The 14,760-nt window shown below is 62.7% G+C and carries 12 protein-coding genes and 1 pseudogene; 7 read left to right on the top strand and 6 right to left on the bottom strand.

Features of this window, described 5'->3' with window-relative positions; translation table 11 throughout:
* Nucleotides 1-45: 45 nt before the first annotated feature.
* Nucleotides 46-495, bottom strand: a complete 450-nt coding sequence (locus PCOSP_RS16415) for an Rrf2 family transcriptional regulator (RefSeq protein ID WP_139643222.1) — start codon at nucleotides 493-495, stop codon at nucleotides 46-48.
* Between the two features lie 137 nt (nucleotides 496-632).
* On the opposite strand from PCOSP_RS16415, the gene PCOSP_RS16410 reads away from it, so the two are divergent.
* Nucleotides 633-1,526 carry an NAD(P)/FAD-dependent oxidoreductase gene (locus tag PCOSP_RS16410; protein ID WP_464709034.1) on the top strand — a complete coding sequence of 298 codons (894 nt, stop codon included), beginning with the start codon at nucleotides 633-635 and terminating at the stop codon, nucleotides 1,524-1,526.
* A gap of 33 nt (nucleotides 1,527-1,559) precedes the next feature.
* On the opposite strand, the gene PCOSP_RS16405 is transcribed toward PCOSP_RS16410, so the two are convergent.
* On the bottom strand, nucleotides 1,560-2,411 hold the full coding sequence (locus PCOSP_RS16405; protein ID WP_139643216.1) for a CAP domain-containing protein: 852 nt from the start codon (nucleotides 2,409-2,411) through the stop codon (nucleotides 1,560-1,562).
* Nucleotides 2,412-2,649: 238 nt separating this feature from the next.
* On the opposite strand from PCOSP_RS16405, the gene PCOSP_RS16400 reads away from it, so the two are divergent.
* Complete coding sequence (locus tag PCOSP_RS16400; protein ID WP_464709032.1) at nucleotides 2,650-3,285, top strand: hypothetical protein; 636 nt, start codon at nucleotides 2,650-2,652, stop codon at nucleotides 3,283-3,285.
* Nucleotides 3,286-3,290: 5 nt separating this feature from the next.
* Here the strand turns inward: PCOSP_RS16400 and mhpT are convergent.
* Nucleotides 3,291-4,501 (bottom strand): annotated as a pseudogene (gene mhpT / locus PCOSP_RS16395) (3-(3-hydroxy-phenyl)propionate transporter MhpT).
* Between the two features lie 311 nt (nucleotides 4,502-4,812).
* On the opposite strand from mhpT, the gene PCOSP_RS16390 reads away from it, so the two are divergent.
* Nucleotides 4,813-6,117 carry an OprD family porin gene (locus tag PCOSP_RS16390; RefSeq protein WP_139643208.1) on the top strand — a complete coding sequence of 435 codons (1,305 nt, stop codon included), beginning with the start codon at nucleotides 4,813-4,815 and terminating at the stop codon, nucleotides 6,115-6,117.
* A 152-nt stretch (nucleotides 6,118-6,269) separates the two neighbouring features.
* Here PCOSP_RS16390 and PCOSP_RS16385 read toward each other — a convergent pair whose 3' ends face one another.
* Complete coding sequence (locus PCOSP_RS16385; RefSeq protein WP_139643205.1) at nucleotides 6,270-6,755, bottom strand: MarR family winged helix-turn-helix transcriptional regulator; 486 nt, start codon at nucleotides 6,753-6,755, stop codon at nucleotides 6,270-6,272.
* 215 nt (nucleotides 6,756-6,970) lie between these two features.
* Between PCOSP_RS16385 and PCOSP_RS16380 the strand changes: the two genes are divergently transcribed.
* From PCOSP_RS16380 to PCOSP_RS16365, 4 genes are all read left to right on the top strand, one after another.
* The gene (locus PCOSP_RS16380) at nucleotides 6,971-7,801 is read left to right on the top strand and encodes a p-hydroxycinnamoyl CoA hydratase/lyase (protein ID WP_464709031.1); all 831 of its coding nucleotides are present in this window, start codon (nucleotides 6,971-6,973) and stop codon (nucleotides 7,799-7,801) included.
* Nucleotides 7,802-7,908: 107 nt separating this feature from the next.
* Nucleotides 7,909-9,357, top strand: a complete 1,449-nt coding sequence (locus tag PCOSP_RS16375; protein WP_464709029.1) for an aldehyde dehydrogenase — start codon at nucleotides 7,909-7,911, stop codon at nucleotides 9,355-9,357.
* A 143-nt stretch (nucleotides 9,358-9,500) separates the two neighbouring features.
* On the top strand, nucleotides 9,501-11,378 hold the full coding sequence (locus tag PCOSP_RS16370; RefSeq protein WP_464709028.1) for a feruloyl-CoA synthase: 1,878 nt from the start codon (nucleotides 9,501-9,503) through the stop codon (nucleotides 11,376-11,378).
* 420 nt (nucleotides 11,379-11,798) lie between these two features.
* Nucleotides 11,799-12,512 carry a GntR family transcriptional regulator gene (locus PCOSP_RS16365; protein ID WP_139643199.1) on the top strand — a complete coding sequence of 238 codons (714 nt, stop codon included), beginning with the start codon at nucleotides 11,799-11,801 and terminating at the stop codon, nucleotides 12,510-12,512.
* 116 nt (nucleotides 12,513-12,628) lie between these two features.
* Here PCOSP_RS16365 and PCOSP_RS16360 read toward each other — a convergent pair whose 3' ends face one another.
* Entirely contained in the window at nucleotides 12,629-13,579 is a 951-nt protein-coding gene (locus PCOSP_RS16360) for a PDR/VanB family oxidoreductase (RefSeq protein WP_464709027.1), read from the bottom strand.
* Nucleotides 13,576-14,661 (bottom strand): aromatic ring-hydroxylating dioxygenase subunit alpha, encoded by a 1,086-nt coding sequence (locus tag PCOSP_RS16355; RefSeq protein WP_139643193.1) that lies wholly within the window; start codon nucleotides 14,659-14,661, stop codon nucleotides 13,576-13,578. Before PCOSP_RS16355 ends, PCOSP_RS16360 begins: the two co-directional genes overlap by 4 nt.
* Between the last annotated feature and the right edge of the window lie 99 nt (nucleotides 14,662-14,760).

Here is a 14,760-nt window from a genome sequence, read left to right as displayed (position 1 = left end):
CTGTACAAGAACGCCGCTCATTGAGCGGCGTTTTTTATGCTGGGGTCAGCGGTGAGGCGCGGGCGTGGGCGTGTCTCGGAAGCGCCGGTCAAAATCCTCCGCCAATTGCGCCAGGGTAATGCTGCCCAAACGCTTGAGCAGCAACGCCTGGGCCTCATCGAAGGCTTCCGTCAACGCGCCGTTCACCGCCTGTTCCACCAGGCATTGCGGGTGGTCGGTGGACAAGCCGATGGAGAAAATCGAGGTACTGCCCAAGGCCTGGTGGATGTCGAGCAAGGTCATCTCCGACAGGGGCTTGCTCAGGGTCCAGCCGCCCCGATGGCCTTTTTCCGAGGTGACATAGCCCTGTTCCTTGAGCAATGCCATGGTCCTGCGCACCACCACCGGGTTGGTGCCCAACATCTGGGCGATGGTGTCCGAGGTGGCGGATTGCTGGTGGCGGTCCATGTGGATCAGGACGTGGAGCATGCGCGATAGGCGGGTGTCGGTTCTCATGATGGCGTTTTCTGTGGCTTCGGCTGCGAGTATCGCCTGTAATGGCAAAAGTTACGAGATCGTTGACAGGTGCTTTTCAAGGAACTTACGATGTGTCGAGACTTTCATCCCGTCGACCCTTCCCTTGGAGATCGATCATGCACTACGACGTCATCATCGCAGGCGGCAGTTACGCCGGTATGTCCGCAGGGCTTCAACTGGCCCGTGCCCGGCGCAACGTGCTGGTGATCGACGCCGGCCAGCGTCGCAACCGGTTCGCCGCAACCTCCCATGGCTTTCTTGGCCAGGACGGCCGGGCGCCCGGTGACATCGCCGATGACGCCCGATCCCAGCTCATGGCCTATTCCACCGTGGAATGGCGCTCGGACACTGCCATCAGCGCCGTTCCCGAGGCGGGTGGTTTCACCCTGGAGACTGCCCAGGGCCAATCCTACAGCGCCCGGCGCCTGCTATTGGCCACGGGGGTCATCGATGATCTGCCGGCGGTGGACGGGTTGGCGGAGCGCTGGGGTAAAAGCGTCTTCCATTGTCCCTACTGCCACGGTTATGAACTGCAGCAAGGCCCTATTGGCGTGTTAGCAACGTCAGAAATGTCGCTGCACCATGCGCTGATGCTCCCGGATTGGGGGCCTACCACGTTCTTTCTCAATGGCGCGTTCGAGCCCGACCCGGAACAGCGGGCCAGTCTTGAGCAGCGGGGGGTGACCCTGGTGTCGGAACGTGTCGAACGGATAGAGGGAGAGCGGGCCAATGTCGTTCTGGCAAATGGCCGAGTGATGGCGATCGACGGACTGTTTGTTTTGCCGCATACCCGCGTGGCTGGCTCGCTGGCCGCGTCCCTTGGCTGCGAGCTGGAAGACGGTCCACTCGGAGCCTTTATCCAGACTGATCTGACCCGCGAAACCAGCGTACCGGGGGTGTTTGCCTGCGGCGATGCGGCGATGCCATTCGGGTCGGTCGCGCTGTCCGTGGGCGATGGAGTGAGGGCCGGGTCGGGGGTGCATCGGTCGTTGATATTTGCGAAGGAGTAAGTCCAGGGGCCGCTGCGCGGCCCCTCTAGCACGCTATTGAGTGCCGAACATGGCGGTCCAGTAGATGCCCGCATCGCTCTTCGGGTCCACGGCATAACCGGCGCCCAGCTCGCGGAACTGTGGGTTCATCAGGTTGGCGCAGTGTCCTGGGCTCGCTAGCCAACCGTCCACCACCTTCAGGGCCGTGTCCTGCCCGGCGGCAATGTTCTCGCCGATCAATTGGCCGAGATAGCCGGCGAGTTCGGCGCGGTCGCCCGGCATGCGGCCATCGCGGTCCTTGTGGTCGAAGAAATTGTTGTTCGCCATGGCCCGGGTGTGGTTCACGGCGGCGAGGGCCAGGGTGGCGTTCCAGGCAAGTGGTGTGGTCGCGGCGAAGGCCTCGCTCCCGCACCGGCGCGGCTGGGCCCGGGCGCTATTGATCAGCTTCAGCAGCTTCTGGCCTTCGCCCTGCCAGTCCGCAAGGCGACCCGACAACAAGGGGCGCGCCAGCACAATGCGCCATTCGCGATCCAGCCGGCTGACGCCGATGTCGACAAACTGTGGGTCCAACACCACTTGGCAAAAGCTTTCCTGTACGGCTTTCATCGCCGCTTGTGCGTCACGGGGGCCGGACAGGCTGATGGCCTGCACGTTGACCATCGGATAGGCCGCGCGTGCCAGCGCTTGCTGTAGATCGCCAATGCCGTTGGCCGACAGGATCAACCGCGAGTCCATCGCCAGCGGCGGCAACTCCAGGGAGGCCTGGCCCGAGCAGCTTTGGGATTGGCTGCGATACAGATTGATGGACTCGACCAGTTTCGTCTCTTCGGTCGCCACGGCGCCGACGGTGAACGCCAGCCCCAGCGACAGCACGGCCAGGCGCAGGATGGATGAAATGGCACGCATGTAAATCTCCCTTGAGCGGACGGCGCCTATGATGCGCAATTTTTGCCCCGCTGGGGCAACGGTATTCACGCTCTTTTAAAATCCCGGGACAGTACCGTCTGGTACCGTTTGGGACAATCCTCATGTAGTGGGATCAGTTTTCTGCCGAATAAATCCATGATTGTCATTTCAAAGCCATAAAATCTGAAGTATCGCCTAGCGCCAGGTGGGGGTGCCTCGAAGATCAACGGAGCCCGTCATGTTGAAAGTGATCGAGCAGCAGGCCAGCGCATCGCTGCGCCAGCGGATGGAAGAGGCCGGGTGCGCCTTTGAATTTATCGTGCTCGCCCCGGAGGTTGGTGAGGTGATCACCCCGGTGCATCACCGCCAGGCCGTGGATCAATTATTCCTCGCCATCAGGCATCTGTGGCTGGAGCGACATCGCCAGATGATCCTCGATCCTCGCTATGCCGATACCGCGCCTCCCGGCATGAGCTGGGACTTGGACAAAGCCCGAGCCAAGCCGCTGGACCGGCAGGAGGTCGCGCAACTTATGCGAACCGACAGGGAGGCGCACAATCCACCGCCTTTTGCCTTGTATGAGGCCTTTTGCGAGCCGCCTTACGGCACCCGCTTCGGCGATGGTCACTTACAAGCGCTGTTCAGGGAGTGGCTCGGCCTGCTCGGGCTTGAGGCGGGCGTCGAGGTGGAAGTACTGAACTGGGTCGACAATTTCAACCTCGACTGGCTGGCCAGCGACGAGCCCGATCCCGCCCGGGACCCCTGGAGTGATTATTTCGACGACGGCCTGGAGTGGTGGGGCGTGTGGTGCCTCAGCATCTGGAACCCCCGACGCCGGACACTCAGCGTGCTGGCGGCCAGCACCACGGATTGAGACAGTCAACGCGCCGCCTGCACCCCACCCAGCGGCACCGCGCGAACCATCACGCTGATTGCCGCCAACGCCGCGATCAACAACCCCGGCGACGTCGCCAGTAACACCCCCGTGGTCCCAGCCCCGGCCGCCAGGATCTGCCCGGCAGCCAGGGGGCCAGCGACCGAGCCCAGTCGGCCGATGGCAACTGCCGCACCGACGCCGGTGGCACGTACGGCCGTCGGATAAGAGGGCGGCGCCAAGGCGTACAGCACCAACTGTGCGGCCATGACAAACAGGCCGGCGCAGAATCCGGCGACGGCGATCGGTACGATACCGACCGACAAGCCGACCCCGGCCAGGGCACTCAACAACCCGGCATAGACGAACAGCACCACCTTGATCCCGTTGCAGCGGTCCAGCAACAGGCCGCCGAGCAACGAGCCGAGGGTTCCGCCGATATTGAACAGCATCTGTACCAGCCCGGCCTGGGGCTTGCTGAAGCCCTGTTCCAACAGCAACGACGGCAGCCAGTTGAGCAGCATGTACATGACCGTCAGGGTGAAGAAATAACTCAGCCAGAGCGCGAAGGTGGTACGGGCCCGACCGTCACCGAACAACGCCTGTCCAGTCGAGGTACGCGCCTCGGCGCCGACATCCTGCGCCTGGCGAAAGGCGCTGGATTCCGGCAGCCACAGCAGCATGAGCGGTACGACCAGCAGTGGCGCCAGGCCGCCGATGAAGAACGTCATCTGCCAGTGTTCACCGAACAGCATCGCGACCACGGCCGCCAACGCGCCCCCAGCGGCACACCCGCATACATCACGCTGATGGCCGTGCCCCGTCGCTGTTCGCCCACGGCCTCGGCGCACAGGGCGATGAGGTTGGGCAGGGCGGCGCCCAGGCCAAGGCCGGTCATGAAACGCACCAGCAGCAGGCTGGCGTACTGCTCGACATAAGCGGTGCTGAGGGAAAACACACCGAACACCAGCACGGCGCCGACAAGGATCTTCTTGCGGCCGATGCGATCTGCGATCCAGCCCCCGAAGAAGGCCCCGGGCAGCAGCCCGATGATGCCCGCACTGAACACCCAGCCCATCATTTTCGGGTCCAGCACGAAGGTCTGCCGCAGGCCGGCAGCCGCGGTACCGGCCGATTGCAGGTCGAAACCTTCGATCAGCGCAACGATGAAACACAAGGCGATGGTCAGCGTCGCACGACGCGCCGGATGATTCATGACAAGTCCTCTTATTGTTTTTGTCAGGGGCCCGACTCTCAGCCAGCCGGTAAGCCGAATCAGATTAACAAAGCTAACTAAAAAATGAATCGTGTCGAATTGGTGCGGTATTTTTCAGGTATTACTAACAAAATCAGTAAGTTGAATATTGATTTTAGAAAAACCGTAAAAATGGTTAATGATATTAATGTTCGATTATCGGTCATTTCGGATTGACGGGGAGGGCGCTCGGTTTCCATTCTTCTGTTCCGTGTCCTCATCCAGCTGTGGGGACCGCAGAAAAACAACAACAATAAAAAGGACTTTCGAACATGCCGAACCTTGTCCGGGGTGCTTGTGCAGCAGCCCCCTTTACACGTCTCGCTCATCTGCTGGTCCTGGGGCTGGGCCTATCCTCGACCACTGCGTGGGCCGCGGGCTTCATCGACGACAGCCATGGCACCTTGACCCTGCGCAACTACTACATGGACCGCGATTACAAGGATGACGGTGCCAAGACGGCGGCCAGGGAATGGGCCCAGGGGGTGATCATGAACATGGAGTCGGGCTTCACCCCCGGTGCCTTCGGTGTCGGCGTGGATGCCCGGGGATTGCTGGGGATCAAGCTCGACTCTTCGCCCGATCGCAGCGGCACCGAACTGCTGCCGGTGTCCAGCAGCGACAAGCGCGCGGCGGACGAGTATTCACGCCTGGCGCTGACTGGCAAGCTGCGCTTCGGCCAGACCCTCGTGAAGACCGGCGATGTGTCGATTTTCCTGCCGTTTGCGTTCGCCAGCCCGTCACGGTTGCTGCCGCAGACCTTCCGCGGCACGACCCTCAGTTCCAAGGACATCGAGGGGCTGACGCTGAACACCGGCTACATCGATCGCATCAACCGACGCGACTCCACCGATTACCAGCCGATGAGCATCGCGTCACCCAATCGCCGTTTCAACGGTGCGGCCACTGCCTCCCACATGGCGTATGTCGGCGGTGATTACCAGATCACCAAAGACCTCGGCCTGCGCGCCTATCACGCCGAAGTGGCGGACCTGTATCAGCAGGACACCCTGGCGTTGCTGCATAACCTGACCCTGGGCGACGGCATGTTGACCACGGACCTGCGCAGTTTCTTCAGCCGTGAAGACGGTGCCGCCAAGGCCGGCAAGGTGGACAACCGCAATGTCTCGGCGCTGGTCGGCTATCGCTGGGGCGGTCATCGGGTCAGCCTGGGCTACATGCACGCCAGCGGCGATACCGCCACGCCCTACGTGTCCGGCACCGAGTTGATGGGGTTGAGCGAGATGACCATGAGTTCGGATTTCCTCAATGCCCGGGAGCGCACCTGGCAGGCGATCCATGACTACGACTTCGCCGCGGTCGGCGTGCCCGGGTTGAGGACGCGCTTGCGCTATGTACGCGGTGACCACATTGACCTGGCCGCCCTCGGTGCCGATGATCGCAAGGAGCGCGAGTTCCAGATGGAGCTGGGGTACGTGATCCAGAGCGGCCCGCTGAAGGATGTCGGGTTGCTTGCGCGCAAGTCGATCTATCGCAATGATTTTCCGGGCAGCGCGGCGTTTCGCGATGAAAACCAGACACGGTTCCTGGTGACGTACAGCGTGCCCATTTGGTGAAGGATGGGGGGATCCAGGGTTCTTGTGGCGAGGGGATTTATCCCCGCTGGGCTGCGCAGCAGCCCCGAAAGGGCCGGCTCACCGAGGAGACCGTTCAAAGGACTGCTGCGCAGTCCAGCGGGGATAAATCCCCTCGCCACAAAAGCATCCTGCTACTGATAGACCTTCTTCAACAACCGCAACAATTCTTCCCGCTCCGCACCGGAGAGGGCGGCCGTGGAGTCGAGGTCGCTCTGGGCGGCGATCTGCTTGAGTTCCTTGAGCAGGGTTTCGCCGGTCTTGCTCAGGAATATCCCATAGGAGCGTTTGTCCGGCTTGCAGCGCACCCGCACGGCCAGCGCCCGGCTTTCCAGCTTGTTCAACAGCGGCACCACTTGTGGCGGTTCGATCGCCAAGGCCTTGGCCAGGTCGGCCTGCATCAGGCCCGGATTCTGGTCGATGATCGCCAGCGCCGAGAACTGGGCCGGCCGCAGGTCATGAACGGCCAGTTGACTGATGAGGTTCTGGAACAGTTTCAGCTGGGCGCGACGCAGGGCGTAACCGATCAGGTCATCCAGCGCGGAGTCCAGCGGCGCCGGCACGTCGCCGCCGTCAGTTGCGCTCCCGGCGGGTTCGGCAAGCTTGGAAGACTTGGCCATCGAAAAAAGCATCCTCAAGGTTAATTATTAACAAGGCTATCCAGTTTGCCGAGGTTATGCCGCGATGGCTATGGTCGATTGCGAATTCATTGATCTAAGGCTTCATTTTTGTGAACGAAAAAACCTGGGTAAACCGATTAATAGTTAATTGACATAACTAGTTTTGCGGTTTAGCTTTTGTTCATCTTCAGCCAAAGAACAAGAGAGCACGTGTCATGAGCAATTACGAAGGTCGTTGGACAACGGTCAAAGTCGACGTCGAGGAAGGCATTGCCTGGGTCACCCTCAATCGCCCGGAAAAACGCAATGCCATGAGCCCGACCCTCAACCGCGAGATGATCGACGTGCTGGAAGCCCTGGAGCAGGATCCGGCGGCCGGCGTACTCGTGTTGACCGGAGCCGGTGATGCCTGGACCGCCGGCATGGACCTCAAGGAGTATTTCCGTGAGGTGGACGCCGGACCGGAAATCCTCCAGGAGAAGATCCGTCGCGAAGCCTCGCAGTGGCAGTGGAAACTGCTGCGCATGTACGCCAAGCCGACCATTGCCATGGTCAACGGCTGGTGCTTCGGTGGTGGTTTCAGCCCGCTGGTGGCATGCGACCTGGCGATCTGCGCCGACGAAGCCACGTTCGGCCTGTCGGAAATCAACTGGGGCATCCCGCCTGGCAACCTCGTCAGCAAGGCCATGGCCGATACCGTGGGGCATCGCCAGTCGCTGTACTACATCATGACCGGCAAGACCTTCGGTGGGCAGAAGGCCGCCGAAATGGGCCTGGTCAACGAAAGCGTACCCCTGGCGCAACTGCGTGAGGTCACGATAGAGCTGGCGCGCAACCTGCTGGAGAAGAACCCGGTGGTACTACGGGCGGCCAAGCACGGCTTCAAGCGTTGCCGCGAACTGACCTGGGAGCAGAACGAAGACTACCTGTACGCCAAGCTCGACCAGTCGCGCCTGCTGGACAAAGAGGGCGGTCGCGAACAAGGGATGAAGCAGTTCCTCGACGACAAGAGCATCAAGCCGGGCCTGCAGGCCTACAAGCGCTGAGACGCAGGCGCAGCGGGTGGCTCCAGAAGCGCCCGCAGGCTGTTCGTCAAAGGCCCTTGGCGCTACCGTGAACGTATTCCCGATAAAGACAATAAAGAGGAATCACCATGCTGGACGTGCCCCTGTTGATCGGCGGCCAGTCGTGCCCCGCCCGTGACGGTCGGACTTTCGAGCGTTGCAATCCGGTGACTGGAGAAGTGGTGTCCCGTGTGGCCGCCGCCACGGTGGAAGACGCCGACGCGGCCGTGGCCGCCGCGCATGCCGCGTTTCCCGCCTGGGCCGCGCTGGCCCCCAACGAACGTCGCAGCCGTCTGCTGCGGGCGGCCGAGCAGTTGCAGGCCCGCAGCGCTGAGTTCATCGCCGCCGCCGGCGAAACCGGCGCCATGGCCAACTGGTATGGCTTCAATGTGCACCTGGCGGCGAACATGCTGCGCGAAGCCGCCGCCATGACCACTCAGATCAACGGCGAAATCATTCCTTCGGACGTGCCCGGCAGTTTTGCCATGGCCCTGCGCCAGCCCTGCGGCGTGGTGCTGGGCATTGCACCATGGAATGCCCCGGTGATTCTCGCCACCCGCGCGATCGCCATGCCCCTGGCCTGCGGCAACACCGTGGTGCTCAAGGCGTCGGAGATCAGCCCGGCGGTGCACCGCTTGATCGGCCAGGTGCTGCAGGACGCCGGGTTGGGTGATGGTGTGGTCAACGTGATCTGCAATGCGCCTGCGGACGCTGCGGTGATCGTTGAGCGACTGATCGCTAACCCGGCGGTGCGCCGCGTCAACTTCACCGGTTCGACCCACGTCGGACGTATCGTAGGCGAGTTATCGGCCCGTCACCTCAAGCCGGCGCTGTTGGAACTGGGCGGCAAGGCGCCGTTTCTCGTACTGGACGACGCCGACCTGGACGCCGCGGTGGAAGCGGCTGCCTTCGGGGCGTACTTCAACCAGGGCCAGATCTGCATGTCTACCGAGCGACTGATCGTGGACACGAGCGTGGCCGATGCCTTCGTTTCCCGGTTGAAGGCGAAGATCGCCACCTTGCGTGCCGGTGACCCCGCCAGCGGTGATTCGGTGCTGGGTTCGCTGGTCGACGTCAGTGCCGGCCAGCGCATCAAGGGCATGATCGACGATGCCCTGGCCAAAGGCGCCACGCTGGTGGCGGGCGGCCAGTTGGAGGGCAGCATTCTGCAACCGACCCTGCTCGATGGGGTGACGCCGGACATGCGCCTGTACCGTGAAGAGTCCTTTGGTCCGGTGGCGGTGTTGTTGCGCGGCAGCGGTGACGAAGCCTTGCTCCGCCTGGCCAACGATTCCGAATTCGGCCTGTCGGCGGCCATTTTCAGCCGCGACACCAGCCGGGCACTGGCCTTGGCTCAACGGATCGAATCGGGCATCTGCCATATCAACGGTCCGACCGTGCACGACGAGGCGCAGATGCCCTTCGGCGGAGTCAAGTCCAGTGGTTACGGCAGCTTCGGCGGCAAGGCGTCCATCGAGCATTTCACCCAGTTGCGTTGGGTGACCTTGCAGAACGGTCCCCGGCACTACCCGATCTGATATCCATCGCATTGCGGGTGGCGGTGCCTCGAAAACCGCCGCCCGATGCAGGCCAGACATAACAATAACAAGGTCGCAGCCAGACGCTGCCACACTCCACTCGCATCGCGGGACCCGAGTGTGCCTTGGTGGAGGAAATGTACGTGAGTTCCGAGTTCAGATCGTCCTCCCAACCCGGCTCCGGGCTCTACCGCCAGGTGTCGATTGGTCACCCTGCGGTTGAGGTCAGTGAGGAGCAGGGCATCTTGCACATGCGCTCCCTGGAAGCCCTGGCCCCATTGCCGGCGCGCTTGCTCGACCGGCTGGTGCATTGGGCCCAGGTGCGCCCACAACAGACCTTTATCGCTGCCCGGCAGAGAGGGGGTGACTGGCGTCGGGTCAGCTACGCCGAAATGCTCGACAGCGTCCGCGCCATTGCCCAGGGCCTGCTGGCTTATGGATTGTCTGCCGACAAACCCCTGGCCCTGCTTTCGGGCAACGACATCGAACACCTGCAGATGGCCCTCGGGGCGATGTATGCCGGCATTCCCTATTGTCCGGTGTCGCCGGCCTATTCGTTGTTGTCCCAGGATTTTGCCAAGCTGCGGCATGTCTGCGACCTGCTGCAGCCGGGGCTGGTGTTCGTCAGCCAGGCTGCGCCGTTTGAACGTGCAGTCAATGCGGTATTACCGGCGAATGTGCCGTTGATCACGGTGGATGGCGAGATGGCGGGGCGCTCCCGGGCAAGCTTCGCCAGCCTGTTGGCGCAGCCCGGCGGTGCCGAGGCCGAGCATGCCTTTGCCGCTACGGGCCCCGACAGTATCGCCAAGTTTCTCTTCACCTCAGGTTCCACCAAACTGCCCAAGGCCGTGGTCACCACCCAGCGCATGCTCTGTGCCAACCAGCAGATGCTGTTGCAGACCTTTCCGGTGTTCGGCGAAGCACCGCCGGTGCTGGTGGACTGGTTGCCGTGGAACCACACCTTTGGCGGCAGTCACAACGTTGGCATCGTGTTGTACAACGGCGGGACGTTTTACCTGGATGACGGCAAGCCCACCGCCCAGGGATTCGCTGAAACCTTGCGCAACCTCAAGGAGATTTCGCCGACTGCCTACCTGACCGTGCCCAAGGGCTGGGAGGAACTGGTCAGTGCCCTGGAGCGCGATGGCGAGTTGCGCGAGCGCTTCTTCAAGCGCGTCAGCCTGTTTTTCTTTGCCGCCGCCGGCCTGTCGCAGAGCACCTGGGACCGGCTCGACAAAGTGGCCGAGCAGCATTGCGGCGAACGGATCCGCATGATGGCCGGGCTGGGGATGACCGAAGCCTCTCCGTCCTGCACCTTTACCACTGGACCGTTGTCCATGGCCGGCTACATCGGCCTGCCGGCGCCGGGTTGCGAAGTGCGATTGGTGCCGGTGGACGGCAAGTTCGAAGGCCGCTTTCGCGGGCCGCACATCATGCCCGGCTACTGGCGCTCGCCGCAGCAGACGGCCGAGGTGTTCGACGAGGACGGGTTCTATTGCTCGGGCGATGCGATCAAGTTGGCCGATCCGGCCAATCCGCAACTGGGGTTGATGTTCGACGGGCGGATTGCCGAGGACTTCAAGCTGTCCTCCGGCGTGTTCGTCAGCGTCGGGCCGTTGCGCAACCGTGCGGTGCTGGAAGGCACGCCCTACGTCCAGGACCTGGTGGTGACCGCGCCGGATCGCGAATGCCTGGGCGCCCTGGTATTCCCGCGGCTTCCCGAATGCCGACGCCTGTCGGGCCTGCCCGCGGACGCCAGCGATGCCCAGGTACTCGCCAGCGCCCCGGTCCGTCGTTGGTTCGCCGACTGGCTGCAACGCCTCAACCACGGGGCCAGCGGCAATGCCAGCCGAGTCGAGTGGATCGCCTTGCTCGATGAACCGGCGTCCATCGACCGCGGCGAAATCACCGACAAGGGCTCCATCAACCAGCGGGCGGTGTTGCAATGGCGGGCGGCGAAAGTCGAAGCGCTATACCGCGGCGAAGATGAGTCGATCCTGCGGGCAACACCTACCCGTTAAACACCCAACCCAGTGGGAGCGAGCCTGCTCGCGATAGCGGTCTACCAGTCGATTCTGCAGCGACTGACCCACCGCTATCGCGAGCAGGCTCGCTCCCACACTGGTTCTTCAATGGACACACATTCTACGTCCGGCCCCAAATCCCCTGTGGGAGCGAGCCCTGCTCGCGATAGCGGTCTATCAGTCGCCGCTGCAGTGGCTGACCCACCGCCATCGCGAGCAGGCTCGCTCCCACAGGGCTTCTGCAGTGGACACACATTCCGCGTCCGGCCCCAAATCCCCTGTGGGAGCGAGCCCTGCTCGCGATAGCGGTCTATCAGTCGACGCTGCAATGGCTGATCTACTGTCATCGCGAGCAGGCTCGCTCCCACGGGGTTTTGCTTTTACTATGGCGGTCTCTTTTCCCTGGAAGTACCCCGGATGAGTAAGCCCGGCCAAACGGTGCTGGTTGCGTTGCGCAGAATGATTGCCTCTGGCGAGCTGGCGGCCGGTGAGCGGTTGATGGAGATTCCCACGGCGCAACGGTTCGGCGTGTCGCGAATGCCGGTTCGCATGGCGTTCAGGACGCTGGAGCAGGAGGGGTTGCTGGTGCGCTTCGGCGGGCGTGGGTTCCAGGTGCGTTCGGTCAGCGCCGAGGACATTGCCGGCGCGGTGGAAGTGCGCGGTGTGCTGGAAGGCCTGGCCGCGCGCCAGACCGCCGAACGAGGCCTCGACGCAGAGGCCCGCGCCATCCTCGAACAATGCCTGGTGCAGGGCGACGAACTGTTCGCCAAGGGCTACGTGACCGAGGAAGACCTGGAGGTCTATCACGACCTCAACATGCGCTTTCACCAGGTGATAGTCGAGGGCAGCCACAACCCGGCCATTGCCGATGCGCTGGCTCGCAACGATCATCTGCCATTCGCCTCAGTCACCGCCCTGGCGGTGGATCGGCAGAACATGGCCGGCGAGTATCGGCGCTTCAACTATGCCCACATGCAACACCACTCGGTGTTCGACGCGCTGATCCATCGCCAGGGCGCGCGGGCCGAGGCGATCATGCGCGAACATGCCAACGCCACCTTGCGCTACGCCGAGGTGTTCGGCTCGACCTTGGCGGATGAGCGGATGAAGGTGATCTTGCGTTCCGAGTGAATACCATTGTGGGAGCGAGCCTGCTCGCGATGGCGGTGTATCAGTTACAGGTCTTTCACTGATCCAGCGCCATCGCGAGCAGGCTCGCTCCCACAGGGATAGGGTAGGCTGGGGGACTAGAGGTCCAGCACCAGCAACGGCGTCTTCGATCTGGAGCAGCACGGCGTGAACTGGTCGTTGCAAGCCTGCTCGGCCTCGGTCAGGAACATGTCGCGATGTTCCGGCACGCCTTCCAGTACGCGGGTCAGGCAGGTGCCGCAGACACCTTGCTCGCAGGAGATCGGAATCTCGATGCCATGGCTTTCCAGCACCTGCACGACGCTGCGGTCCTTGGGCACTTCGAACACTTGGCCGCTGCTGGCCAGCTTCACGGCAAAGCTGCCGTCGGCGCGGGTATCGGTGGGGGCGGCGGCGAAGTATTCGCGGTGCAGGCAGGCGTCCTGCCAGCCCTGGGCCCTGGCGGTGTCCAGCACATGTTGCATGAACCCGCCGGGGCCGCAGACATAAAGGTGCACGTCTTCGCTGGGCGACGCCAGCACCCGAGCAGTATCCAGTGCGGTCTCGGGCGCTTCGTCGAAATGCAGGAACACCCGATCGGCATACGGAGCCTGACCCAGGCGCTCGACGAAGGCGGCCCGCTCCAGGGACCTGGCGCAATAATGCAATTCGAACATCGCGCCACTCTGCGCAAGGTGCTCGGCCATGGCCAGGATCGGCGTGATGCCGATACCTCCGGCGAACAGCAGATGGCGCCGGGCCTGGAGGGCGAGGGGGAACAGATTGCGCGGTTCGCTGATGAACAACCGCACGCCGGGCAGGATCTGCTCGTGCAGGCTGCTTGAGCCGCCCCGCGACGCTGGATCCTTGAGCACGCCGATGAGATAACGGTGCCGTTCCTCGGGGTGGTTGCACAGCGAATACTGCCGAATCACCCCACCCGGCAAATGCACATCGATATGGGCACCGGCCGTGAAGGCGGGCAAAGGCTGGCCGTCGACACGGGTCAGCTCGTAGCTGCAGATGTCCAGGGCTTCGTTGTGCCGCGCCGCGACCTGAACTTCGATCATGGCCGTTGCTCCGCGGGTTGTGGCTGATGGGTACTGGCAATCAACCCCGCCTGGGACTCGCGCTCACGGGCGATCCAGCGTTCCAGCACCCGACGCGACTGCACGCCACCGGCATCGATGTTGAGCTTGAGCAGGTTGCGTTGCGGATGGTCCAGCAGGTTGCGTTGCTGGCGCTCGAGCATCTCCAGGTCTTCGCTGAAAATCTTGCCCTGGCCTTCGCGAATGCTCGCGGTCAGGGCTTCGTCCTTGGGCTGGAAATGCCGGGCCATGCCCCAGAAATACCAGATGGACGTTTCGGTTTCCGGCGTAATGAAATCCACCACGATGCTCGACGCCTTGAACTGCGGCGCGGCGTGATAGCCGCCGTTGCCGGCATGGGCCACGCCGACTTCGATCATGACATGGCTGGGCGGGGTGAAGCGGCAGATCTGCCAGCGGTCCACCGGTACGTCGTCGGCCAGGTTGTTACCACGCAGGGCCATGCGCCAGAACGGTGGGGCCATGATGTTTTCCATGTGTCGGGCGGTGATGACCTCGTCGCCTTCGACTGTGGTCACCGGTGGCGCCTCGTCGATCTCCTTCTGGCCGATGCTCGAGGCATGCACATAGGTCTCGTGGGTCAGGTCCATCAGGTTGTCGATCATCAGGCGGTAGTCGCACTGAATGTGGAACAGGCCGCCGCCATAGGCCCATTCTTCATTTTCCGCCCATTCCAGAGGATGGATCAGTGCCGGGTCGGCCAAGGCCTGGTCGCCGGGCCAGACCCAGATGAATCCGTGGCGTTCCTGTACGGCAAAGGTCTTGTTGCAAGGAAATCCGCGCACCCGTTGCCCTGGCATCTCGACCGTCTTGCCATCGCAGCCCATCACCAGACCGTGGTAACCACACACCAGGTTGCCGTTCTCGACGTAGCCCAAGGAAAGCGGGGCGCCGCGGTGGGGGCAGAAGTCCTCGACAGCGGCGACCTTGCCTTCATGGCCACGGTAGAAAACCATTTTCTCGCCGCAGATCTGACGACCCAGGGGCTTCTCGGCGATTTCCTCGGGGGTGCAGGCAACGTACCAGGCGTTCTTGGGATACATGACGGGTCTCCAGGTGGTTTTTGTTTTTCTATGGATCCATTAAGTCTCTTAACTAGTTTTGTTGTCAACGTATTATCGACGAATTGAGGGGGATTTCAT

It is taken from the genome of Pseudomonas sp. MAFF 730105 (genome assembly GCF_055380705.1).
Note: the sequence above shows the minus strand (reverse complement) of the source record. Positions and strands in the feature narration are given on the sequence as shown.